We start from the raw sequence: 23,814 nt of genomic DNA on the forward strand, positions 1-23,814 counted from the left end.
GCGTCCTTACCCAGAAGGACGTCTTTTCCGAGGACGGTGAGGTCCATGAAACGGCTGTTCAGCGTGGCGATGGCGATCGCCGCACTCGGGTTCGCGACGGCCTGCGGCGGGACGTCCGCGCCCCGCGACACGGCGCCGGGCGATCTGACGACCGACAGCGGGATCACCACGGAGACGGCCCCGACGGCGTCGTCCGACGCGCCGCCGACGGGACCGGGCCCGACGAAGGACTCCCCTCCGCCCGGTGTCGTGCCCGGAAGCCCGATCAGATACAACAGCGACCTGCTCGGCACCGACCCCGCCACCGCCAAGGACGCGATCGAGCAGAACCTCGAACGCCTCTGCAAGAGCTCCCGGCGATGCGGTGTCTCGGTCGTGGTGGTGGGCGAGGGGAACTGCATCCGCAGTATCGGCCCGAATCCGGTCTACCCCGGCAAGACGATCACGATCCGGGCGAGGGCCTGCGAAACCGAGACCACGGAGGAAAGCTCGGCACCGCCGAAGCCGGAAAGCTCCCAGCCGACCGAAACCACCGGCGGATGAGCACCCGGCGGCCACTACGCCGGGGCCTGCGCGCCCCCACGCCGCCGGAGCCCGAACCCACGGCGGGCCCGTCGCACGCGCTCAAGCTGGTCGGCACCGTGCTGGCCAACACGACCCTGCTCACCGCGTTGCTCTACTACTTCGGGCTCGTCTACACCCAGACGTACTTCATCTACTTCCGCGTGCACTACACCCTGCTCGGCCAGACACCGGACGAGATCTTCGGGCGCGGCGTCGACGGGGTCCTCCTGCCACTGACCGCCGCCGCGGGCGCCGCGTTGCTGTTCCTCGTCCTGACCCGGTTCCTGAAGATCCGCCTCGGCGAGGGTTCCTGGGCGCGGTTGCTGCGGATCTGCTCGCCCGTCGCGGGTGTCCTCGGCCTCACGCTGCTCGCCGTCACGACCGCGATCGCCCTCGACCCGGAACCGTTCCGCGACCGGCCTGGTGCGCCGGGGATCGGCTTCGCGATCGGGGTCCTGATGGTGCTCTTCTCCTGGCGGCACTGGACCGCGCACAAAACGGGAAGCACCCGGTCGAGCGTCGCGGAACTGGTGACCGGCTACGTCCTGGTGAGCATCGGCCTCTTCTGGGCGGTCGGCGACTACTCGGGAGCCGTCGGCACGAGCCGTGCCTTCGAGGCCTCCGGGGTGATCGCGACCAGACCGGCCGCGACCCTGTACAGCGCGGAAAGCCTCAACCTCACCGCGAACGGTGTCCTGCAGGTGAAATGCGCCGACCCCGAATCGGCCTACAAGTACCGGTACACCGGGCTGAAGCTGCTGCTCCAGTCCAGCGGCCAGTACGTCTTCCTCCCGGCGAACTGGCGGGCCTCGACCGGTGTCGCGTTCGTGATCCCGAAAACCGACAAGCTGCGCCTCGAATTCGGCCCGCCCCGCTCGGCGCCGCCACCCGGTTGCTGACGTGCGTCAGCCCAGGTGGCGCACCAGCCACTCGGCGACCGTGTCGTCCACCAGTTTCGCGATCGGCAGCTGCGGCGCGGGCTCGATGCCCGGATCTTCGGCCAGCGGATGGGCGAGACCGGGCACCCTGGCCAACTGGACGTCGTCCGGCCGGGCGTACCGCTCGCGCAGCGCGGCGACCAGATCGTCGGCGTCGGTGCGCAACGACGGATAGTCGTCCTCGCCGGAGACGAGCATCAGCGGAACTTGGGTTTCCCGCGCCGATATTTCACCCGATCGTGCGACGAAGTCGAGCTGATCCGCGGCTTGTTCCGCCTCGTCGTTCCACGGATACGGCTGGTCCAGCAGGCCTTCCACCAAGCCGACCACCGAACGCGCTCGCACGGCGGGGTTGATCAGGGCCGCCGCGCGGACCGGGATCTCCCGCGTGGCCAGGATCGTCAGCGCCACCGCACCACCGAGCGACCCGCCGACGACCGCCGTGCGGGACGTGTCGAAGCCGAAGCGTTCGCGCAGTTCGGCCAGCGCGGCGGGGAATTCCAGCGCCGCCTGGCGGACGAACGGGTCGACGTAGGCGAGCATCGCGTCCCGCCGGGCTCGTTCGACCACGGCGTCCATGCCGCCGTCGACCATTCTCGCGCCGCACAACGGCATTCCGAGATACACCCGCCACGCCGGCACCCCGGCCAGCGGCAACGCGGCCGCGAACGCCGCGTCGGAGCGGGGCGCGTCGATCATGTGCCAGGCGACCACCACCGGCGCGGGTCCGCTGACCTCGGCAGATGGCGGTAAGACGGTGAACGGCACCCCAGCAGCCGTGCCCGTGACCGGTTCTCCCACCGCGATCCTTCCTCGTACGCTGTCGATCTCCACGATATCCAGGACGCGGCGGAGGCGGACCTCGTTCCGCCACAAGCGAAACAGTATGCCCGCGACGTCACCCCGACGCGCCGCGGAGGTGGTTGCGACCCGGCGACGGCGGCCGAATAGTGTTGCGGCCCGGCCCTTTGGAGGTGAACCGCCCGTGCCCGACGTCGACTATTACGAGGTGCTCGGCGTGGGCAAGGCGGCCTCGGTCAACGAGATCAAGACCGCGTACCGGCGGCTGGCGAAGTCGCATCACCCGGACACCGGCGGATCCGCCCTCACGTTCCAGCTGGTCCGCGAGGCCTACGACACGCTCAGCGATCCGATGCGGCGTGCGGGCTACGACGCGGGCGGGCGCTCGGTGCGCGCCCCGATCCGGCCGCGACCGCGGCGCCGTTTCGGCGAAGAACCCGGCTATGAGCCCGAGCCGGTCGTGATCGACCCGGACGACCTCGAATGGTGGGAATTCGCCGCGCAGGACGAGCGGGTGCGCCACGGCCGCCGTCGCGGCCCCGGGCACACTCCCGTGGTGGCGGCGGTCGGCGGGATGGTACTGGTCCTGCTGCCGGTGCTGACCGGCGTCGGCTTCTCGGCCCCCACGCTGATCGTCTGGCTGATCCTGACCGCCGGAACCGCCCTGCTGGTGCAACGGCTCGCGCGCGGCTATCTGGCCGCCTCCCGCGCCAAGAACCGCTTCGCCGCGGAGTTCGGCGGGAAACGCGTGTTCGGCACCCCCGGCGTCGAGACCGACGAGCTCGCCGAGCGCCTCACCGCCGACATGCTCGAGCGCTACCTGACCCGGTTGCCCGGCGCGCGGATCTTCCACGGCCTCTCGTGGCCGGACTCGGTGTTCGCCGACGTCGACCACGCGGTGCTGTGCGGGAAGCGGCTCGTGCTCGTGGAATCGAAGCTGTGGCTGCCGGGTCACTACGAGACCGATGACGACGACCGTCTGCTGCGCAACGGCCGCGCCTTCCGCGGCGGCGGGAGCAGACTGACCGAAAGCCTCGCCGAATTCCGGCGGGTGCTGCCCGGTGTCACGCTGCGCGGGGCGATGGTCGTGTACCCGAGCCGGACCGGTGAGATCACCACGGATCCCGACGATCCCTCCCCCGCGCCGCCGATGACGCCGGAGCAGTTCCTGCACGAGATCGGCGGCTGGCTGGCGGCGGAGCCGTCCACTGTGGACACGGCGACGATGCGAGTCGTACGGGACCGAGTGGTCGGCACCGTCTAGCCCCGCATTTCGTCCTCTGAATGCGGACGCGCTGACGGCGCGACGTTGCCAAAGCCACTTTCGCAACGTTGAAGGTTACGGAAGTGGCTTTGGCAACGCGTGCGCCGACGCGTGCTGGTCCTGTCAGCGCTCCCGTGTCGCGAAAGCCACTTTCGAGACATCAGGTGTCCTGAAAGTGGCTTTCGCGACATTCCGTACCGGAGCAACCTCGCGAACGCGGCTCCGGGGCCCTCTCTCATGCAATGAACGGTCCTTTCCTTGCAGAATTTGCAAGGAAAGGACCGTTCCTGGCCCGGTCGGTGCCGGCACCGACCGTACGCGAAACGAGGAACTACCGGCCCGAGCGCTCCTTCTTGGCGCGCGCCGACCGGGTGCAGACCTCACCGACGTCGACCGTCTGGCCGCGGTCGATGTAGACGTCCGCCAGCCCGACGAGCTTGCCCTTCGGCGACGTACAGGTCAGCTGGTACGCCTCCTTGGGACCGTAGGTCGGCGGGATGGGCGACTGGAACGACACACCGCCGGTCCAATCGTCCACAGTGGACGGGTTCGCCTGCGAGTAGTTGACCAGCACGGCCCGGTAGTCCCCGGCGGGCGGGTCGTACAGGATCGCGTGCTCTTCCGTGGTCCCGCCGTTCGCCGACGACGACACCATGTTGCCCGCGGCGTCGAAGACGTACAGGTCCCAGTCGGTGTCCTGGCTGGCCCACTTGACGTCGACGCTGAACTTCCCGTTGTCGACCTTGGGGAGCCCGTCCACGTGGAACGTGAAGCTCTCCGAAGCCGGGTCGGTCGGGTAGTTCGTGTTGATCGCCGGGACCCCGGGCGGGTTGGCGACCTGGATCGCCGCCTGCGCCGGTCCCTGCGGCTCGCGGCCGTAGCGGCCCGCGACGTAGGGACGGGTCGACGGGTTGATCGACCACGCGAACCGGCCACCGGTCGACGACAGCGACGAGTTCAGGTCATCGGTCACGTAGATCGGCGGCTTCGTCGAGCCGTCCGGCTGCACCACCGGGGAGGTCGGCGTCTGGAAGGTCTTGTGCAGCTTCAGCTGGTAGCCCTTCGGCGCCGTGCCGATCAGCGTCGAATGCGCCGCCGGGTCGGCGGCGTTGGCCATCATGTCGATGAAGGCCGCACGGTTACCGCCCTTGCCGGCACCGGCCGCGGGGGCGACGCCGGTGTACTCGGCGACGACACCGGCCTCGAACGGCGGGTGGAACTCCGTGTTGCCGATCTCGAAGGTGAAGCCCCAGCCACCGGTGGCCCAGTACGACCAGTCCTCGGTCGAGCCGGTCGTGTCGTAGAGCGCCCACGACGGCTGGCTGGTGTATCCGTTGCGCGAGGCCATCTTGTCGCCGAGCGCCTTGTACGCCGGCTCGTCGAGCGGCGGACGGACGGCGGCGACACCCGGGACACGCAGCACCAGGTTCGAGAAGGTGTGCAGCGTGATCAGGTTGGTCACCTGGCGGTTCGACACGATCGAGCGGATGTTCTGCGTCTCGGGCTCGGAGAACGGGCCGGAGCCGCGGAACGTGTCGCTGCGCCACAGGGTCGACGCGCCGGCGCCGCCCCAGAAGCCCGCGTAGTTGCGGTTCGGGTCGGTGCCGCGTTCACGGCCGCCGGGGTTGGCCTTGCAGACGCCGGTCGCGAACTCCTTGGGCGAGTCGTTGACGTTGCAGTTCTTGCGCTTCATCTCGTAGTCGAAGCGCGAGAAGTCGCCCTTGGGCTCGGCCTCACGGGAGATTTCGAAGCCGTCGGGGTTGACGATCGGCACGATGATGTTGCGCGTCCGGCCGACCAGACCGCGGATCTCGGGGTTGTTGCCGGTGTAGCCCTTGACCAGTTCGTGGGCCCATTCCATGGCGTGCTCGCCCGCCGGCCACTCCCGGGCGTGGTGCACGCCCATGGTGAAGTTGACGGGTTTGCCGTCGGCGATGTTCTTGACGTCGGTCGCGATCTCGAGACCGACGACGTCACGGCCTTCCCAGGTCGGCTGCGGCAGCGTGAACGCCGTGGCGATCTTGGGATTCTTGCGGGCCAGTTCCTTGACCTCGAACTGGTAGTCGTAGAGGTGCCGGTAGCTCGTGCGCCCGGACGGCAGGGTGGAGCCCGGCGTCTTCGCGGCGTACTCGCGGTCGGTTTTGGCGTTCTGGATCGACCGCGCCGAAAGGTCGCCGTCGACCACCTTCGACTTGAAGCCGTTGTCCGCCAGTGTCTTGCGGTCGGCGTCGTTGGCGAGGACGACCTCGACGCCGGTGGCGTCGGCCTTCTCCGTGACGTCCAGCCCGAGCCGGAGGAGCTTGTCCTTGTCCTGCTTGGCGGGCGTCTCGACCCGGACCAGTTCGGCGCGCTGCGGCGCGGGCGCGGCGCCGGTCGGGGTCCCCTGCGGCGTGAGCGCGAGGAAATCGACCCCCAGAACCGCGTCGCGCGTCCGGCCGTCGTACCGGCAGGTCTGCACGACCAGTTTCTGGTCCTTCTTCACGAAGCCTTCGGCGAGCTCGTGGCTGCGCAACGCGGCGGACGCGGCGACCACGGCGCCGGTGGCCTTGTCGAAGACCGCGAGGTCCCAGTCGCCTTCGGTGCCGCCGCGCGGCGCCAGGCGCGCCTGCAGCAGACCGTCTACTGTGGACGTGAACTCGCGCCGATCGGTGCCGGACGTACCCGGCTTCTGCAGCGCGGCGAAACAGGAACGCGGCACGGCCTGATCGGCCCGCACCACGTTGTCCGCGGCCCCCGCCGTCGTGGCCGACGGAAGTGCCACGAAGGCCCCGGCGAGTACCAGGGTCGCCGCGGTCCATCCCGCTCTTCGCCGGTTTGGTGAATACCCCACAGACTGACCTCCTTGGACAGTCCGGTGACCGGGTGAGGTCACCGGTAGCGAGACCCTAGACCCGCGACCCCGCCGGAGGGACCCGCCACAAGTCGTCTACACCTCTTTCGGCCCAACGATCTCACCGTCCGTGCCGGAACGATCACCGGCACGCGCGCCGTAGAATGGGACTTTCCTGTCGATTCCGACAGGTCGGCCTAAGAAAACCTTCAGGTTGGGTGGTTACCTTTCAACCATGACGACGCCCCAGGTCACCGCCAGGTCACCGCTGGCCCTGCTGGCCGCCGTGGTCTCCGTCGCCGGCGGAGCGCTGCTGATCCTGTTGCTGCAGGTCCTTCCCGCCACCAGCGACATCAGCCCGGTCCGCCGCACCATCAGCGAGTACGCGCTCAGCGAGAACAAGTGGATCTTCGACGTCGCGGTCCTGCTGGTCGCGTTCGGCTCGGCGATCGGCTTCGGCGCGCTGATCCGCCGCAAGCACCTTCCCGCGCTGTCCGCGGCATCGGTCTTCTGCGCGCTCTGGACGGTGAGCCTGGTGGTGATCGTGGCGTTCCCCAAGAACAACTGGGCGATCGGGCCGAGCACCGGCGGGACGGTGCACCGGATCGCGAGCGTCGTCGCCTTCGTCTGCCTGCCGCTGGCCGTGTGGTTCGCGGCGAAGGCCGTCTTCCCCTCCTCCCCCGCGCGGCGCGCCGTGACCCTGGTGCTCGCGGTGGCCGCCCTGGCCTGGTTCGGCGTGATCCTCGGGGCGATCGTGGTCTCGATGAACGGCGGCGAGCCCTGGTGGCGGGCGATCCCCCTCGGGCTGGTCGAACGCGCGATGGCACTGACCGGGCTGGTCGCGCTGGCGTCACTGCTCATCCCCGCGCGCTCGGTCACCGCGCCGGTGACCGAGCAGGCCGAAGCCCTGGAGATCGCGTCCTGACCGCCGAACGTCTCGCCCGCGCCTGGGACGAAGCCGCCGACGGCTACGAGGCCTACTACGTCCCGCGGTTCGCGCCCTGGGTTTCGGCGGCGGTGCACGCCCTGCCCCAGGCACTGCCCGAGGGCCCTGTCGTCGTCCCCTGCTGCGGGACCTTCCCGGAACTCGACGTGCTCACCGGGCAGCTGCCCGGCCGCGAGATCGTCGGCATCGACCTGTCCGCGGGGATGGCCGCGAGGGCCAGGAACCGGGCCGCGGGCAACCCGCTCGTCCGTGTCGTCGAGGGCGACGCCTCGGAACTCGACCAGGGCTCGGCCGCCGCGATCGTCTCGGTCTTCGGCCTCCAGCAACTCCCGGAACCCGACACCGCTCTCCGGTCCTGGACCCGCGCCCTGCGCCCCGGCGGGGTGCTTTCGGTCGTCTATTGGCCGCACAGCACCGAATCGGGCGGGGCCTTCACGGTGCTGTCCGAGGTGCTCCGGGAACACGTCCCGGCCGGTGACCGCTCTTGGGAAGAACGGCTCGTCCCCGCGTTGGAGGGCGCCACGCTCGAACGGGACGAGCCCCTGTCGTTCCCGATGATCCACCCCGACGCGGACACGTTCTTCACCGCGCACACCCGTTCAGGGCCGATGCGGCCGCTCGCGGACGCGCGCGGTGAAGAGTTTATCGCCGTGCTGCGCGAGGAATTCCTGCGAAGGGCGCCGGAAGGGGAATGGCGGCACCGTCCGTCTGCCCGGCATATCGTGGCGCGGGCGTGATCTCGACGGCGTCGTCGTCGGCGTCCTTGCGCAACCGCGCCGTGCACACCGAAAGGTGCACCACGTTGGCACGTTTGTGGTGGCGGTACACGTGGACGTCGGTGGCGAAGCACGCTGCGGCCAGCAGCGCCCGCCGCTGCTCGATGCGCTCGTAACCGACCCCCGCCGGGCAGAACACCGTGACCTCGACCTCGTCGCCGCGCGGTTTGGTCCACAGGATCACCGGCAGCTTGCCGTCGAGGGTGCACACCCGGGCGCGGGCGAATCCGGTCCGCAACCGGTGCTGCACGACGATCGAGCGCAGCCGGTCGCGGAGGAACCGCCGCGCCGATTTCCAGTAGAACAGCCAATTCGCGACGCCGAACAGCACGACCGCGCCCCAGATCGGGCCGGCCGCCTGGAAAAGCGAGAACAGCGCGTACGGGAGGACGAGGAGCGCGCCGATCTCGTACCGCCAGTGGTAAAGGGCGGTGATCGGGTTGGGCCTCCTGACCACCGTGATCTCCCTGGCCAGCTCGGCGATCGCCTGGGGTTCCTGCCAACGGCTCATGACCTTCCTCCTGTCCGTCCGGCGGTTTGCTCGGCGGCCACGGCCGCCGCGGGAATGGAGCGGACGACACCGGCACCGGCGCAGTCCGGGCAAACGGCGTCCTCGTAGGGCCACCACCCCGTGCCTCCGCACGGTTCGCACGCGTGCACGGTGTCCCAGCGGGGATCGCGGTAGACGCGGCGCCTGCTGTTCGGCACCCGGGTCACCTGCCAGCCACGAGCGGCCGCTCTCGAGTCCTCGCCGGACGCGTAAAGCCATTCGTGGAAGCGTTCGAGAAGTCGATCGAACCAAGATCGGGGCGCTGCCGTGTGGTTCTCGTGGTGGGACATGAGGTTCACCCCCGATGCGGCGAAGCACTGACGCGGATCGGCACACACGACGCCTACTCCGGCATTCGTGTGGCCCGCAGGCGACGCGAACCGAAACGGATGCACAGCGTTACGATCAGATGGCTGACAGCATCCGCTCTTCGGTCGTGCCCTGTCCGGACCGGCCCTCGCGGCCGGGCGGGTCACGCACCCCAGGACCAGGTAGAACAGGCCCGGATCCGGCTACTCGCACGTTGTGACACGACATTGACCGACGCGCCAGCGCGGTCCGATTCGCTTGCTGTACTCTCCCCGTTGTGTGCACGTTCAGTCACCGCCCTACTTTGCCTACTAAAGGTAGGTAAGCCTGTGTCTAGTGCCTACATGAAGCCTACATCGGCCGGACGGCGGCCGGTAAGCCCCGATGCGGAAACCGTTACCGCGTCGGGTGTCGGCCGTGAGCTACGGCGGCTGCGCAAGGCCGCCGGGGAAACCCAGGCGGAAACCGCCCGGATCATCGGGGTGACCAGGGCGAACCTGACCCAGTGGGAGACCGGCAAATACCTGCCGTCGACCCATAACGCCCGCCAGCTCGACGACCACTTCCGCGCCGCGAACGCGCTGTTCACCCTGGTCGAGACGGCCCGTTCGCCACAGGAACACACCGCCCCGCCCCTCGTCGCCGACGCCGGCGTGGTCGACACTTCGCGGTCGCTGCTGCAGGTGTTCCACACCGTCGGCGCCAAACTCGCCGAGCGCCTGATCCGCGACGAGCACGGGAAACCGCTGGGCTGGCGGCACAATCTGCAGAAGAGCACCGGGCCGAAGGCGCTCAGCACCGCCTACGGGATCAACACCATGCTGGTGGTAGGCGATCCCTACATCGACCTACATACGCTCGCCGAAGATCTCTACCGGCTCCAGTCGGCGCACGGCTGGCGGGGCCGCGCGGGCGGCAGGCGGCCGGAGACCACCGCCTCGGTGGTGGACGCGCTTTTCCGCACCAGCACCATGTCCGCGGACGACGGGCTGAAACAACTCGAAGGGTCGCTCCTGATCGGAGACGAAATCGACCCGTACAGCCGGACCCGTCCGTACCTGTTGTCCGCCGTGCTGCACACGGCGGTCCGGCTGCGGCCGGACGCCCCGCTGACCGACCGGCTGATCGACGCCCTCCTGGCGGCCCGGCTCGACTTCGACGGCTCACTCCTGTGGCCGGAGAAGAACGAGGCCGGGCTCGTCGCCCCGGAGGCTTCGGTCGTGCACACCGCGCGGTCGGTCGTCGCCCTGCGGGACGTCCTGCGCAGCCGTGAAGATCGCACTGACGTCCGTGAGGCGGCCGACGAAGCCACACAATGGCTCATCGATCGGTCCCATTCGGACGATGGCGTGGCAGAGGATCTAGAGAGGCCTCGCCCCGACGGTGAAGGAACGACCCGGATCATCATCCGGCACTTCACCTCCGCCTGGGTCGTCCAAGCGCTCGCCACCGCCCCCTTCCTGCCACTCCCCCGGCTCAACCGGGCGCTCGGAACCCTTTGGGAGCGCTACGACGCCGATCAAGGGCTCTGGGCGTGGGAGAGCGGAGATCTACCCATTTGGCAGACCTTGGACGCAGTCACCGCGCTCCGCGCGGCCGCCTTCGCCGCCGCGGCGCCCCCGCTCAGCCCTCCAGGAACTCCAGGTACAACTCCATGATCGACACCCCGCCATCGACCCTCGCCGCCGTTCCGGCGGACGGTGACGCCGACCTTCCCTGGCTGCGCACGGTCGCGCGCCGGGTCCAGGACTCCCCCGACGTTTTCCTTTCGTGGCTCGAAGAAATCCTCGGTGACGAAGAAGCCGTCCGCGCCGCGGCGAAGCGTTCCTACTGGCACCCCAACGGTTTCGCCAAAATGGTGCTCCACGCCTCGCCCGATTTCCGGATCCGGCTCCACGTCTGGCCGGAATCCGCGGAACCGTCGCGCGGCGAGTCCAATCCGCACAGTCATCGGTGGGAATTCGCCTCGGCCATCGTCGCGGGCGAGGGCCTGCACATGGTCGAGTTCCACGAAACGGCCGACGGCGGGAAGCCGTACACCCGGTACCGCTACGGCGCCGACCCGGCGAACCCGGCCGCGTTGCTCGCGGACGGCGAAGCCCGGCTCGAAGTGGACAAGACCCCGCACGTCCGGCTCGGCGAGGTCTACTCGTGCGACACCGGAATCGTGCACACCGTGCGGCCGATCGCGGCCGAATTGACCGCGACGGTGGTGATCCAGGGGCCGCATCGCACCAGCACCACCGTCGTCTACTGCGAGCCGGGCGAATCCGACGACCAGCCCAACGGCGAACTGACCGAGGCCGATTTCCGCGACCTGGTCGGCGCCGTCGCGGAAGCGGTGGCGTCATGCCGCTGAACTGGCCCGCGCCACGTCGCGGCATCCTGACCGACAGGGCCATCAGGCGGGCGCACCGCAGCGGGGAGCTCACGATCACCCCGTTCGAACCCACCCTCGTCCGCCCCGCCGCGATCAGCCTGCGGCTCGGGCACGAGGCGTTCGCGCTGGAATCGACCGGGACCGTCGACATCGCCGACCGGAGCACCTATCCGGAACTCCGGCCGAAGGAACCCGACGCCGAGGGACGGCTGTGCGTCGAACCCGGCGAAGTCGTCCTCGCGCCGACGCTGGAGAAGATCGGGCTTTCGGAGAAGCTCGCCGGGCTCGTCGACGGGACGAGCGACTACGCGCGGCTCGGCATCAGCGTCGTCCTTTGTGGACAGGTCAGCCCCGGTTTCGGCAGTGAGAAAGGCGCCGTGCTGACCTTGGAGATCGTGAACCATCTGCGGCATCCGGTGCTGCTGCACCCCGGAGCGCGGATCTGCAACCTCATGCTGTTCGCCTCGACCGGAAGCGAACAGCCCTACGGCGCGCTGCCGCACAACTATTCCAGCGACCACAACGTGGCCCCGTCCCGATTGGCGGATCATGTCGGCCGTAACTGAACTCTCGCCGGTCGGCGACGACGTCCGCCTCGGCGACCTCGGCGAGCACGCGATCCTGGAGCACATCCTGCGGCCGCGTTACGGCGGTGTCCGCGGGTTCGGTGACGACTGCGCCGTCCTCGACGCCGAAGAGGGGCTTCGCGGCGATCTGGTCGCCACCACCGACAGCTGTCCCACGCCGCTGGTCACCATCCTGGGCGAAACGGATCCGTATCACGCCGGGTGGCTGCTGGCGACGATCAACCTGTCCGATCTGGCGGCGGCCGGGGCGACGCCGCTCGGCCTGGTCGTCAACTACACCCTGCCGAAGACGACCACGGCGGGCGAATTCCGGCGGCTTCTCGACGGCGTGGACGACTGCACGAAGAAGCACGGGACCAAGGTCGTCGGCGGCGATCTCCGGGACGGTCCGGTCCGGCAGCTCACCGCCACCGCGATCGGCCGCTGCGTCCCCGGCGGCAGGCTCGGGCGGCTCGGCGCCGAGGTCGGCGACCGTCTGCTGCTGGTCGGTTCGCCCGGTTACCTGTGGTCGTACGCGTTGCTCGTCGAACAGCAGGCGCGGCTCTCCGATTCGGCCGTCGCCGAGATCCGCGAGCGTGCGTGTAAACCGATGGCGCAGGTGGCCGCCGGGAACGCGCTCGCCACGGCGGGGCTGGCACGCGCCGCGATGGACGTCTCGGACGGTCTTTTCCCGACCGTGCGGACCCTGTGCGGGGCCAACGGCCTCGGCGCGCGGATCACGACGGCCATCCGGCTGGACGAGCCGCTCGCCGACGTCTGCGCGCAGTCGGGACTCGGGCGGTTCGAGCTCGCGCAGGCTTGGGGCGACTGGACGCTCGTGGTCGCCGTGCGGCCGGAGGACGTCGAGCTCGCCAAGAAGACGCTCGCCGGCGAAGGTGTCGCGGCGCAGGAGATCGGGGTGCTCGTTCCCCGCGAGGAAGGCATCTCGCTGGACGGCGACGAGCCGTGGGAGGGGATCGCGCAGGAGCGGTTCTCGCCCAGTTCGTGGCACGGCGGCGAGCTGCCGCGGCTGATCACCGAGGTGCTGGGCAAACGGGCGAGCTGACCTCCGCTCACCCCTGAAGTACGTGAAGGCCCCCTTCATTGCGCTAGACGCAATGAAGGGGGCCTTCACGTACTTGGCACGGCCACAGTGCAGGTCGGGACGATCAGCTCGCCGGGAGTGGCCGTCCGGGCGCCCGTGATTACGATCACAGCGAGACTTCTGGCCTGACATCTCTGCATACCGACCGCTCAGTACGGCAGACTCGACGGCACTTCCACTCGACGACGAGGAGAACACCCGTGACCGAACACCCCTCCCGTGTAGCGATCGTCACCGGCGCCGGCCGCGGCATCGGGGCGGCCGTGGCCAAACGGCTCGCTTCCGACGGATTCGCCGTCGGCCTGCTGGACCTCGACGAGGCCGGTGTCAAGCAAGGGGCGGAAGCGATCGTCGCCGAGGGCGGCAAGGCCGTCGGTGTCGCGCTGGACGTCAACGACGCCGCGCAGGTCGAAGCCGCGGTGACCCGGGTGGCCGAGGAACTCGGCGCGCCGACCGTGCTGATCAACAACGCCGGCATCACCCGCGACAACCTGCTGTTCAAGATGACCGAACAGGACTGGGACTCGGTGCTGGGCGTGCACCTCAAGGGTTCGTTCCTGATGACCCGCGAGGTGCAGAAGTACCAGACGCAGGAGAAGTGGGGCCGCATCGTCAACCTGTCCAGCACCTCGGCGCTGGGCAACCGCGGCCAGGTCAACTACTCCGCCGCCAAGGCCGGTATGCAGGGCTTCACCAAGACCCTCGCGATCGAACTGGGCAAGTTCAACGTCACCGCGAACGCCATCGCCCCCGGGTTCATCGCCACCGACATGACCGCGGCGACCGCCGAGCGGCTCGGCATGTCGTTCGAGGACTTCAAGGCGGCGGCCGCGTCGCAGATCCCGGTGCAGCGCGTCGGCACCCCCGACGACATCGCCAACCTCGCGTCGTTCCTGGTGAGCGACGGCGCCGGATTCATCTCCGGTCAGGTCATCTACGTCGCCGGCGGACCGAAGGACTGAGCCATGCGCGAATTCGCCTCCCTGCAGGAGTTCGAGAACGCCGTCGGCGAGCACTTCGGCTACAGCGACTGGCTGACGCTCACCCAGGAACGAGTGAATCTGTTCGCCGACGCCACCGACGACCACCAGTGGATCCACGTCGACGTCGAGAAGGCCGCCGAAGGCCCGTTCGGGGCGCCGATCGCCCACGGTTTCCTGACGCTGTCGCTCATTTCGGGCTTCGTCGGCAAGCTCTACCGGGTCGACGGGCTCAAGATGGGCATCAACTACGGCCTGAACAAGGTCCGGTTCCCCCAACCGGTCAAGGTCGGCGCGAAGATCCGGGCGGGTGCCGAACTGGTCGAGGTCACAGACGTCGCCGGCGGCAAGCAGGCCGTCGTCCGGTGGACGATCGAGATCGACGGCGAGCCCAAACCGGCGTGCGTCGCGGAAATGGTCGTCCGCCTGATCGCCTGAGAGAGTGACCTCCGGCACCTCGCCGGACCAGCCCTACCTGACATACCGACTGGTCGGTACTGTTACCGGAAAGCGAGACGCTGGAGGCACCATGAACCAGTCCGACCTGCCGGGCCTCGACCTGGCCAGGCTCAAGGCTCATCTGGACGAGCACCGGCCGGGTCTCGTCCAGGGCGACCTGAGCGGCCAGGTCGTGGAAGGGGGCCGGTCGAACCTCACCTACATCGTGGGTGACGGCCGGTCCCGCTGGGTGGTCCGCCGCCCGCCGCTGGGCCACGTCCTGCCGACGGCGCACGACATGGGCCGCGAGTACCGGGTGATCTCCGGCCTGCACGGCACGGCGGTCCCAGTGCCGGAAACCGTGCTGCTGTGCGAGGACACCGACGTCATCGGCTCGCGCTTCTACGTGATGGAGTTCGTGGAGGGCACGCCCTTCCGTTCGGACACCGAGCTGGCCGCGCTGGGTCCCGCCCGCACCAAGGCGATCGCGGACGAGCTGGTCGACACCCTGGTCGCGCTGCACGCCGTCGAGCCGGAATCGGTGGGACTGGGTGATTTCGGCCGTCCCGAGGGCTTCCTCGAACGCCAGTTGCGGCGCTGGAAGAAGCAGCTCGACGGCAATCGCAGCCGCGACCTGCCGGGTGTCGACGAACTGCACGACCGGCTCGCCTCGTCGGTGCCGGAATCGGGCGAACCGTCGATCGTCCACGGCGACTACCGGCTGGACAACGTGCTGGTGAACGCCGACGACCGGATCACCGCGGTGCTGGACTGGGAGATGTCCACCCTCGGCGACCCGCTGACCGACCTCGCGCTGCTGGTGGCCTACGCCGAACGCGACAAGGTCTCCCTGCAGTTCGTGTCCAACGCCAGTTCGGCGCCGGGCTACCCGCGCAACGACGAGGTCATCGCGCGGTACGCCGAACGTTCCGGCCGCGATGTCTCCCGGCTCGACTGGTACGTGAGCTTCGCGTTCTTCAAGCTCGCGGTGATCCTGGAAGGCATCCACCTCCGCTACAGCAAGGGACAGACCGTCGGCGCCGGATTCGACGGCATCGGCTCGGGCGTCGTTCCCCTGATCGCGCACGGCATCGAAACGCTCAAGGAAGAGGGATAGGGATGGACTTCGCCTTCGACGCGAAAACCGAGGAACTGCGGGGAAAACTCCTCGAGTTCATGGATTCGCACATCTATCCGGCCGAGGCCGTCTTCGAGCGGCAGCTGGCCGAGCGCGACAGCGAGTGGTCGCAGCCGCCGATCGTCGAGGAACTCAAGGCCGAAGCCCGCAAACGCGGGCTGTGGAACTTCTTCCTCCCCGGTGACCACGGCGCTGGCCTGACGAACCTGCAGTACGCGCCGCTGGCCGAGATCACCGGCCGCAGTCTCCGGCTCGCGCCGACCGCGGTGAACTGCGCGGCGCCGGACACCGGGAACATGGAAGTACTCACCATGTTCGGCACCGACCAGCAGAAGAAGCAGTGGCTGCAACCGTTGCTGGACGGCGAGATCCGGTCCGCGTTCGCGATGACCGAGCCCGACGTCGCCTCTTCCGACGCGCGCAACATCGCCACCAGCATCCGGCGTGACGGCGACGAGTACGTCATCAACGGCCGCAAGTGGTACATCTCCGGCGCGATGAACCCGAACTGCAAGATCTTCATCGTGATGGGCAAAACCGATCCGGACGCGCCCGCGCACAAGCAGCAGAGCATGATCCTGGTCCCCCGCGACACCCCCGGCATGACCGTGAAACGCGGTATGCACGTGTTCGGCTACACCGACGGGGACCACGGCGGCCACGCCGAAGTGCTCTTCGAGGACGTCCGCGTTCCGGCGGAGAACCTCATCGCCGGCGAGGGCGACGGGTTCGCCATCGCGCAGGCGCGCCTCGGGCCCGGGCGGATCCACCACTGCATGCGCGCCATCGGCATGGCCGAACGCGCGCTGGAACTGATGTGCCGCCGGGCGCTCTCGCGCGAGACCTTCGGCAAGCCGATCGCCGAACAGGGCGTGGTGCAGGACTGGATCGCCGAGGCGCGGGTCAAGATCGAGCAGCAGCGACTGCTGGTGCTGAAGACCGCGTGGCTGATGGACACGGTCGGCAACCAGGGCGCGCACACCGAGATCCAGGCGATCAAGATCTCCACCCCGATCACCGTCGAGTGGATCCTCGACAAGGCCGTGCAGCTGTTCGGCGCGGGCGGGGTCAGCCAGGACTTCCCGGTCGCCGAGATGTGGGCGCAGGTGCGGACGCTGCGCCTGGCCGACGGCCCGGACGAGGTGCACAAGCGTTCGCTGGCGCACCGTGAGCTGAAGAAGTACCGCGGGGAGGCTTCGAAGTGACCACTGTGGACGATCTCAAACGGCGCGTGGCCGAGCTGCTGGCCGCGTATCCGCCGGAAAGCACGCCGCGCCAGGACTTCCTCGACGCGCGGTTCGACGCCGGGCTGGCGTGGATCCACTTCCCCGAAGGCCTTGGCGGGCTGAACGCGCCCCGCTCCCTTCAGTCCGTTGTCGACAAAGAGCTCGCCGCGGCGGGCGCGCCGGACAACGACAAACGGCGGATCGGCATCGGTCTCGGCATGGCCGCGCCGACGATCCTCGCCTTCGGCACGCCGGAACAGCACCAGCGTTTCTTGCGTCCACTGTGGACCGAACGCGAGGTGTGGTGCCAGCTGTTCAGCGAGCCCGGCGCCGGCTCCGACCTGGCCGCGCTGGGCACCCGCGCGGTACGCGACGGCGACGACTGGGTGGTCACCGGCCAGAAGGTCTGGACGTCGGGCGCGCACAAGTCGCAGTGGGCCATCCTGGTCACCCGCACCGATCCCGATGTGCCGAAACACCGTGGCATGACGTACTTCCTGTGCGACATGACCGCGCCGGGCGTCGAGGTCCGGCCGCTGCGGCAGATCACCGGGGAGGCCGAATTCAACGAGGTCTTCCTCAGCGAGGTCCGCATTCCCGACGCGCATCGCCTCGGCGCGGTCGGTGAGGGCTGGAAGGTCGCGCAGACCACGCTGATGAACGAGCGGGTCGCGATCGGCGGGACCGAATTCCCGCGTGACGGCGGCATGGTCGGCGTCGTCACGGAAGTCTGGCGGGAGCGCCCGGAACTGCGGACCTCCGAACTGCACGACAGGCTGCTGAAGCTGTGGGTGGAAGGCGAAAGCCTGCGCCTGGTGAGTTCGCGGCTGCGACAGCAGCTCGCCGCGGGCGCGCCGGGGCCGGAGGGTTCCGCGGTCAAGGTCGCGTTCTCCGAGCTGAACCAGGCCGCGTCCGGGCTGGAGATCGAACTGCTCGGCGACGAGGGTCTGCGCTACGACGACTGGACGATGCGCCGTCCCGACGGCGTGAACTTCCTCGGCCGCGAAGCCGGCTATCGCTATCTGCGCGCGAAGGGGAACTCCATCGAGGGCGGCACCTCGGAGGTCCTGCGCAACATCATCGCCGAGCGTGTGCTGGGGCTGCCGTCCGAGCCGCGGATCGACAAGGACGTCGCCTGGAAGGACCTGCCCCGATGAGCGACCTGCTGTACTCCGAGGTCGAAGTGGACCTTCGCGCGAGCGTCCGCGACCTGTTCAAGGACCGCGCGGAACCGGCGGCCCTGATCACCAGGACCGAGACGGCGGAACCGTACGACCTGAAGCTGTGGCGCACGCTCGCCGCCGACCTCGGCGCGGCGGGTCTCGCCGTTCCCGAGGCGCTGGGCGGGCACGGCGCTTCGGCGCGGGAAGTCGCCGTCGTGATGGAGGAACTCGGGCGCAGCGTCGCCCCGGTCCCTTACCTCGGCAGCGCCGTCCTGGCGACGTCGGCCCTGCTGGCGACCGACACGTCGCAGGCGGAAGTGGCCGAACGGCTCGGGAAACTGGCCGCGGGCACGCTCATCGGCGCGCTGGCCGTGCCGCTGTCGACCGCGCCCGGCGCCGAGTTCCCCTCGGCGGTCACCGCGGCGGCCGACGGCACGCTCAGCGGCGAAGTCCGCAGCGTCGCCGACGCTTCGGTGGCCGAACTGCTCGTCGTCCCGGCGGTGGGACCCGACGGTCCCGGCCTGTACACGGTCGACGCGGCGTCGGCGGGGGTGACCGTCACCGAGGCGATCTCCCTCGACCTCACCCGGCGCATCGCCGACGTGACCTTGGAGAACGCGGCCGCGAAACGCGTCGCCGACGCCTCGACGGCGGCGTCCGCGCTGGACACGGCACTCGTGACCGCGGCGGGACTGCTCGCCTCGGAACAACTCGGGATCGCCGAGTGGGCGCTCACCGAAACGGTGCGCTACCTCAAGGAGCGCTACCAGTTCGGCCGTCAGGTCGGCTCCTTCCAGTCGCTGAAGCACCGGCTGGCGAACCTGTACACGGATCTCGTCAATGCCAGGGCGACCGCGCGGTACGCCGCCGACTGCCTGACCTCCGGTGACGACATCGCGATCGCCGTCGCGGTGGCGCAGGCCCGCAACTCCCCCATCGCCGTCCACGCGGCCGAAGAGGCGATCCAGCTGCACGGCGGGATCGGCATGACCTGGGAGCACCCCGCGCACCTGTACCTGAAGCGCGCGAAGAGCGACGAGATCGCCTTGGGCACTCCTGGACGGCATCGCGCGGCTCTCGCGCCGCTGATCGACCTGCCGGCCTGATCCACCCGGCGGGGTCCGTCCCGGAAACGGTCGGACCCCGCCGAGCGGCTGAGCGCTACTCGGGCCGCAATGCGGCCAGCAGGAGATCGGCGAAGTGGTCGCCGATCTGCCGGGCCGAAAGCGCGCCGCCACGCCGGTACCACGAACCGAGGTGGTGCACCGAGCCGAAGAAGAAGTCGACGATCACGTCGGCCGGTTTGTCCCCGCGGAATTCGCCGGACTCCTGGCCTTCCTCGATCAGCGTGCGGAACCGCTCGTGGTACTTGCGGCGTTCCGCGCGGACGGCCTTCTGCTTCTCCACGCTGAGCTGGTGCATGGACTGCATGAAGATCGTGTTGTCGTCGAGGTTGTCGATCGTGCTGACGATGACGTCGGACGCGGCGGAACGCAGCCGCTCCCGCAGCGGCGCCTCGCTCGAGGCCACCTTTTCCAGCTGCTCGGTCTGCGAGCGCAGCACCCGGGCGTAGATCTCGTAGAGCAGGTCGTCCTTGGAGCCGAAGTAGTGGTACATCGCGCCCTTGGTGACGCCGGCCGCCTCGACGATCTCCTGCACGGAGGTGCGGTCGAAACCCTTCTTGGCGAAGAGCTTCGTGGCGTGCGACAGCAGACGGCGCGGGACGGCGGCCTGGTCCTCGCCGCCTGCCTCGGCCTTCCGGGTGGTCGCTCGTGTCATGACCGGCTCCTTCTCGTGCGGACACTCAGCATACCGGCCGGTTTGTCGACGCACGGGAAAAGGGGACTCGAGATCGCGTGATCAGGCACGTGACTCGTCTCGTCCGTGAAGGCCTCTTTCACTACCTTCAGGGTAAGCAAGGAGGCCTTCACGGACTACGTGATCACCGCCTGCGGCTCAGGCGAGAAACTCGACCTTCGCGCCTTCCCCAAGTACGTGAAGGGCGGCGGTGGCGTGGTGGGGGCGCGTCTCGTGAGTGGCGATTCGGGTTTTATTGAGGGGTAAGTCAAATGTGGCGCGTTGTGCCACCCGATGCCTTTGGTGTCCACAGCGGTCACTTTCCGGGCAGCATACGCCTGCTTTATGCCTGTAAGTCCGATTTCGCGCGAAGTCGTGAGTGGCAAAGAAGGTTAGAACGACCATCGCCACTCACGACCCCCGAGCAATACTGCGCAAAGTGCTCAAAACGGGCGCGTCGATCTCGAAGTGTGTCCTTTGGACACTCCAAGGGCGCACTAATACCCGCCCGCATGCTCGAAGAACCGCCGCGGATTGTCGACCAGCATCGTCGTTATGTCCTTTTCGGAAACCCCCGACTCCCGCAAAGCGGGCAGCACATCACGGGTGATGTGGAGGAAATGCCAGTTGGGCGCCACGGCGGCCATCTTGTCCTGCTCGAACCAGTCGATGAAGCAGGAGGCGTCATGGGAGAGGACCATGCTTTCGGCGTAACCGCGCTCGCACAGCGCCGCGACCGTGGCGACCCGTTCGTCGAACGACAGCAGCGGGTCGAGCCCGAACCGGTCCATCCCCAGCAGCGATCCCTTGTCGGCGATCTCGGTGAGGTAGTCGAGGTCGGTGGTGTCGCCGCTGTGGCCGATGAGGACCCTGCTCAAGTCGACGCCTTCGGAGGCGAAGACGGCCTGCTGTTCGAGGCCGCGCCGGGTGGGCGCGTGGGTGTGGGTCATGATCGGCGCGCCGGTCTCCCGGTGCGCCTTCGCGACCGCGCGCAGGACACGTTCGACGCCGGGGGTGACGCCGGGTTCGTCGGTCGCGCATTTCAGCAGGGCCGCCTTCACCCCGGTGCCGGCGATCCCGTCCACGATGTCGCCGGTGAAGAGGCCGACCAGCGGATCCTCGCCGTCGTCGAAGATGAGGCCCGGTCCACGATGGTGCAGGTAGTGCGGAACGTCGTTGTAGGTGTAGAGCCCCGTCGCGACGATGATCCGGAGGTCGGTTTCGGCCGCGACCCGCTGAACACGCGGGATGTAGCGACCGAGTCCGATCACGGTGGGGTCGACGATGGTGTCGATCCCGGCGGCCTTCAGTTCGTCGAGCCGCCGGATCGCGTCGGCGACGTGTTCGTCTTCTCGGAACCCGTCGTGTTCGGGGTGGTTCGCCATAAACTCGGGACTGAGCACGAACAGGTGCTCGTGCATGAGCACCCGCCCCAGCTCGCCGGTGTCGACGGGCCCGCGGACGGTTTCGACCTGCGCCATGCCACTCAGCCCCTCTCCCGGAGTTCGCGGCGGAGGATCTTGCCGCTCACCGTCTTCGGCAGTTCGTCGAGCACCTCGATCACCCGCGGGTACTTGTACGCGGCGAGGCGTTCCTTGCAGTACGCGACGAGGTCCTGGGGATCGGGCGTGGTGCCCGGCGCCGGGCTGATGTAGGCCTTCACGGTCTCGCCGCGGTATTCGTCCGGAACGCCGACGACGGCCGCTTCACGCACCGCCGGATGCGTGTACAGGACGTCCTCGACCTCACGCGGCCAGACCTTGAACCCGGAGGCGTTGATCATGTCCTTCTTGCGATCGACGACGTAGACCCAGCCACTCGGCTCCATGAATCCGATGTCGCCGGTCAGGAGCCGGCCGCCGGGCAGCGCGGCTTCGGTCGCCTCCGGCCGGTTCCAGTAGCCGGGGATCACCATGGGACCTTCGACGGCGATCTCACCCGCCGTCCCGAACGGCTGTTCCTCGCCGTTCTCACCCAGGATGCGCACGATGGTCCCCGGCACGGGCAGGCCGATCGAGATCGTTCCGGACGCTTCGTCGATGGGCGCTTCGAGGCTGCTCGGCACGACGATGCAGCCCGCGGTCGTCTCGGTGAGCCCGTAGCCGTTGTGGATGTAGTGGCCGAACCGTTCGCGGAACGTGCCGACCACGGCGGGCGGCAGCGCGGCACCACCGGAGTACAGCAGCTGGAAGGAGTCGAAGTGCTCGCGGCTCACGCCGGGATGGGCCATCAACGCCATGTACGCCGTGGACGGGCCGACCGTGTACACGGGCTTGTGCTCCAGGAAGGCGTCGAGCACCACGCCGGGCTCGAACCGGTACGCGAGCGCGAGCGTGCCGCCGATGTCGATCGCGGAGGCGATCTCGCACACCATGCCGGTGATGTGGAACAGCGGGGCCAGACCGAACAGGGTGGCGCCCTCGCCGAGACCGCTGAAGGTGCTGAGCACGGCCGCGTTCGCGCCGAGGTTGCCGTGGGTGTTCATCGCCCCCTTCGGTGTCCCGCTGGTGCCCGAGGTGTAGCTGATCAGCGCGACGTCGTCGGGGCCGAGGCCCGGGTCGGCGGGCGGCTCCCCCGCCGCGGCCCGCGCCGCCGTCAGCAGATCGTCGGCACCGGGGGTCGGCTCCCGCACGGTCTTGCCGAACACCCGCGGGTCGTCGCGGCCCTGCAGGTCGAGTTCGCTGGTGGTCAGCGCGATCGTCACGTCGCTGCCGGGCACGAGCGGGCGGATGCGGCGGTTCCATCCGCTCTGCGAGCAGACGACCGCGCGCACCCCCGCGTCGTCGAAGACGTGCTGGAGTTCCCGCTCGCGGTACATCGGGTTCACCGGGACGACGATCCCGCCCGCCTTCCACGCGCCGAGCAACGCCAGCACGAACTGCGGGATGTTCTGCAGGACCAGGGCGAGCCGGTCGCCCGGCGCGAAACCGGAGGCCAGCAGATGACGCGCGACGCCGTCGGAGAGCTCGTCGACCTCGCGGTAGCTCATCGTGGCGTCGAAGTAGGCGATCGCCGTGGCCTGCGGAGAGCGCTGGACCGCCCGCCGGAAGGACGCCAGGACCGTGGTCGCTTTCGGTGCCTCCGCCGCCTTCATCCGATCCTCGTAGGCGGCCAGCCATGGCTTCGCTTCGTACCGGCTCATGCAGGTTTCCTCCCTGACAAGTCTCGACGATCCCGTAAGCATCCGCTTAGTATGTCGATGACGCAAGGAGGTCGACGTGACCGATCAGCTCTCACCGTCCGAAGTGGACACTGCGGAGACGGTCCGCTACGCCGTGGACGGCGCCGTCGCCACGATCACCTTCGACAAACCCGGCCGCGGCAACGCGATGGACCAGCCGATGCAGATCCGCTACGGCCGGCTGCTGGGCGAGGCGTCGGCCGATCCCGGCGTCCGTGCCGTCGTCGTCACCGGCAGCGGGCGCTCCTTCTGCCCCGGCGCGGACCTGGGACTGCTGGAGAACATCTCCGTCAGCGGCACGGGCGCGCCGGAACGAGAAGGGTTCCGCGACGTCCTCGCCGCCGCGTATGCCGACGTACCGGTGGTCGCGGCGATCAACGGCGGCTGCGCCGGGCTCGGCTTCGTGATCGCCTGCGCCGCCGACGTCCGGTTCGCCGCGGCGGGCGCGAAGTTCACCACCGCGTTCGCGCGGCGGGGCCTCATCGCCGAATACGGGGTGGCGAAGCTGCTGCCCGAACTCGTCGGCCGCGGCCGGGCACTCGATCTGTTGCTCTCCGGCCGGACCTTCACCGCCGAAGATGCCTACGAGTACGGCCTGGTGCAGGAAGTCGTGCCGCCGGAAGAGCTTTCGGCGCGGGCGATGGCCTATGCCTCCGAGCTCGCGACCTACAGCGCGCCGCGCTCCATGGCGCTCGTCAAACGGCAGGTCCTTCGCGAAGCCGGGCTCTCCCTGGAGGATTCCGCCCGCGAAGCCACCGCCCTGATGCTCGAATCCTTCGGTCACCCGGAACTTCCCGAAGGCCTGGCGAGCTGGAACGAACGCCGTCCGCCGGATTTCCCGCCGTATAAAGGAGATTAGGTC

Annotated in this window: 22 protein-coding genes; 16 read left to right on the plus strand and 6 right to left on the minus strand. The window is 68.9% G+C overall.

Annotated elements, in window-relative coordinates; genetic code table 11:
* Positions 1-45: 45 nt before the first annotated feature.
* A complete protein-coding gene (locus DMC64_RS30105; protein ID WP_125736299.1) occupies positions 46-543 on the plus strand; it encodes a hypothetical protein in 498 nt (165 codons plus the stop codon).
* Positions 540-1,463, plus strand: a complete 924-nt coding sequence (locus DMC64_RS30110) for a hypothetical protein (protein WP_125736300.1) — start codon at positions 540-542, stop codon at positions 1,461-1,463. Before DMC64_RS30105 ends, DMC64_RS30110 begins: the two co-directional genes overlap by 4 nt.
* A 6-nt stretch (positions 1,464-1,469) precedes the next feature.
* Here the strand turns inward: DMC64_RS30110 and DMC64_RS30115 are convergent, their stop codons facing one another.
* Positions 1,470-2,303 (minus strand): S9 family peptidase, encoded by an 834-nt coding sequence (locus tag DMC64_RS30115; protein WP_233629873.1) that lies wholly within the window; start codon positions 2,301-2,303, stop codon positions 1,470-1,472.
* Positions 2,304-2,487: 184 nt separating this feature from the next.
* Between DMC64_RS30115 and DMC64_RS30120 the strand changes: the two genes are divergently transcribed.
* On the plus strand, positions 2,488-3,567 hold the full coding sequence (locus DMC64_RS30120; protein WP_037344146.1) for a DnaJ domain-containing protein: 1,080 nt from the start codon (positions 2,488-2,490) through the stop codon (positions 3,565-3,567).
* 331 nt (positions 3,568-3,898) lie between these two features.
* Here the strand turns inward: DMC64_RS30120 and DMC64_RS30125 are convergent, their stop codons facing one another.
* Positions 3,899-6,397 (minus strand): M14 family zinc carboxypeptidase, encoded by a 2,499-nt coding sequence (locus DMC64_RS30125; RefSeq protein ID WP_125736302.1) that lies wholly within the window; start codon positions 6,395-6,397, stop codon positions 3,899-3,901.
* 235 nt (positions 6,398-6,632) lie between these two features.
* On the opposite strand from DMC64_RS30125, the gene DMC64_RS30130 reads away from it, so the two are divergent.
* Entirely contained in the window at positions 6,633-7,322 is a 690-nt protein-coding gene (locus tag DMC64_RS30130; RefSeq protein WP_125736303.1) for a DUF998 domain-containing protein, read from the plus strand.
* Positions 7,323-7,414: 92 nt separating this feature from the next.
* A complete protein-coding gene (locus DMC64_RS30135; protein ID WP_199755151.1) occupies positions 7,415-8,080 on the plus strand; it encodes a trans-aconitate 2-methyltransferase in 666 nt (221 codons plus the stop codon).
* Here DMC64_RS30135 and DMC64_RS30140 read toward each other — a convergent pair.
* Positions 7,986-8,630, minus strand: coding sequence for a hypothetical protein (locus tag DMC64_RS30140; RefSeq protein WP_125736304.1), 645 nt, complete (start codon positions 8,628-8,630; stop codon positions 7,986-7,988). The two genes, DMC64_RS30135 and DMC64_RS30140, sit on opposite strands and share 95 nt — an antisense overlap.
* Positions 8,631-9,322: 692 nt before the next feature.
* Between DMC64_RS30140 and DMC64_RS30150 the strand changes: the two genes are divergently transcribed.
* The 10 genes from DMC64_RS30150 to DMC64_RS30195 all read left to right on the plus strand — a co-directional run bounded on the left by DMC64_RS30150 (position 9,323) and on the right by DMC64_RS30195 (position 19,080).
* Positions 9,323-10,636 (plus strand): helix-turn-helix transcriptional regulator, encoded by a 1,314-nt coding sequence (locus DMC64_RS30150; RefSeq protein ID WP_125736306.1) that lies wholly within the window; start codon positions 9,323-9,325, stop codon positions 10,634-10,636.
* Complete coding sequence (locus DMC64_RS30155) at positions 10,633-11,337, plus strand: hypothetical protein (protein WP_125736307.1); 705 nt, start codon at positions 10,633-10,635, stop codon at positions 11,335-11,337. Before DMC64_RS30150 ends, DMC64_RS30155 begins: the two co-directional genes overlap by 4 nt.
* The gene (gene dcd / locus DMC64_RS30160; RefSeq protein WP_125736308.1) at positions 11,328-11,924 is read left to right on the plus strand and encodes a dCTP deaminase; all 597 of its coding nucleotides are present in this window, start codon (positions 11,328-11,330) and stop codon (positions 11,922-11,924) included. Before DMC64_RS30155 ends, dcd begins: the two co-directional genes overlap by 10 nt.
* Positions 11,908-12,990 (plus strand): thiamine-monophosphate kinase, encoded by a 1,083-nt coding sequence (locus DMC64_RS30165; protein ID WP_125736309.1) that lies wholly within the window; start codon positions 11,908-11,910, stop codon positions 12,988-12,990. The genes dcd and DMC64_RS30165 overlap by 17 nt, the downstream gene beginning before the upstream one ends.
* Before the next feature lie 239 nt (positions 12,991-13,229).
* The gene (gene fabG / locus DMC64_RS30170) at positions 13,230-13,991 is read left to right on the plus strand and encodes a 3-oxoacyl-ACP reductase FabG (RefSeq protein ID WP_037344135.1); all 762 of its coding nucleotides are present in this window, start codon (positions 13,230-13,232) and stop codon (positions 13,989-13,991) included.
* A 3-nt stretch (positions 13,992-13,994) separates the two neighbouring features.
* Positions 13,995-14,447, plus strand: coding sequence for a MaoC family dehydratase (locus DMC64_RS30175; protein ID WP_038515372.1), 453 nt, complete (start codon positions 13,995-13,997; stop codon positions 14,445-14,447).
* Positions 14,448-14,538: 91 nt separating this feature from the next.
* Positions 14,539-15,564, plus strand: a complete 1,026-nt coding sequence (locus DMC64_RS30180) for a phosphotransferase family protein (RefSeq protein WP_037344132.1) — start codon at positions 14,539-14,541, stop codon at positions 15,562-15,564.
* A gap of 2 nt (positions 15,565-15,566) precedes the next feature.
* A complete protein-coding gene (locus DMC64_RS30185; protein ID WP_016333240.1) occupies positions 15,567-16,790 on the plus strand; it encodes an acyl-CoA dehydrogenase family protein in 1,224 nt (407 codons plus the stop codon).
* Positions 16,787-17,968 (plus strand): acyl-CoA dehydrogenase family protein, encoded by a 1,182-nt coding sequence (locus DMC64_RS30190; RefSeq protein ID WP_125736310.1) that lies wholly within the window; start codon positions 16,787-16,789, stop codon positions 17,966-17,968. Before DMC64_RS30185 ends, DMC64_RS30190 begins: the two co-directional genes overlap by 4 nt.
* A complete protein-coding gene (locus DMC64_RS30195) occupies positions 17,965-19,080 on the plus strand; it encodes an acyl-CoA dehydrogenase family protein (RefSeq protein ID WP_125736311.1) in 1,116 nt (371 codons plus the stop codon). The genes DMC64_RS30190 and DMC64_RS30195 overlap by 4 nt, the downstream gene beginning before the upstream one ends.
* A gap of 55 nt (positions 19,081-19,135) precedes the next feature.
* On the opposite strand, the gene DMC64_RS30200 is transcribed toward DMC64_RS30195, so the two are convergent.
* From DMC64_RS30200 to DMC64_RS30210, 3 genes are all read right to left on the minus strand, one after another.
* Positions 19,136-19,753, minus strand: coding sequence for a TetR/AcrR family transcriptional regulator (locus DMC64_RS30200; protein ID WP_016333237.1), 618 nt, complete (start codon positions 19,751-19,753; stop codon positions 19,136-19,138).
* A 515-nt stretch (positions 19,754-20,268) separates the two neighbouring features.
* Positions 20,269-21,252: a phosphotriesterase gene (locus DMC64_RS30205; protein ID WP_125736312.1), complete on the minus strand. Its 984-nt coding sequence runs from the start codon at positions 21,250-21,252 to the stop codon at positions 20,269-20,271.
* A 5-nt stretch (positions 21,253-21,257) separates the two neighbouring features.
* On the minus strand, positions 21,258-22,913 hold the full coding sequence (locus DMC64_RS30210) for an AMP-binding protein (RefSeq protein ID WP_125736313.1): 1,656 nt from the start codon (positions 22,911-22,913) through the stop codon (positions 21,258-21,260).
* Positions 22,914-22,989: 76 nt separating this feature from the next.
* Between DMC64_RS30210 and DMC64_RS30215 the strand changes: the two genes are divergently transcribed.
* Positions 22,990-23,811: an enoyl-CoA hydratase-related protein gene (locus DMC64_RS30215; RefSeq protein ID WP_233629874.1), complete on the plus strand. Its 822-nt coding sequence runs from the start codon at positions 22,990-22,992 to the stop codon at positions 23,809-23,811.
* The last annotated feature ends 3 nt before the right edge of the window (positions 23,812-23,814 follow it).

Origin of the sequence: Amycolatopsis sp. WAC 04197 (assembly GCF_003947475.1) — a bacterium.
Taxonomy (GTDB): Bacteria; Actinomycetota; Actinomycetes; order Mycobacteriales; family Pseudonocardiaceae; genus Amycolatopsis; species Amycolatopsis japonica.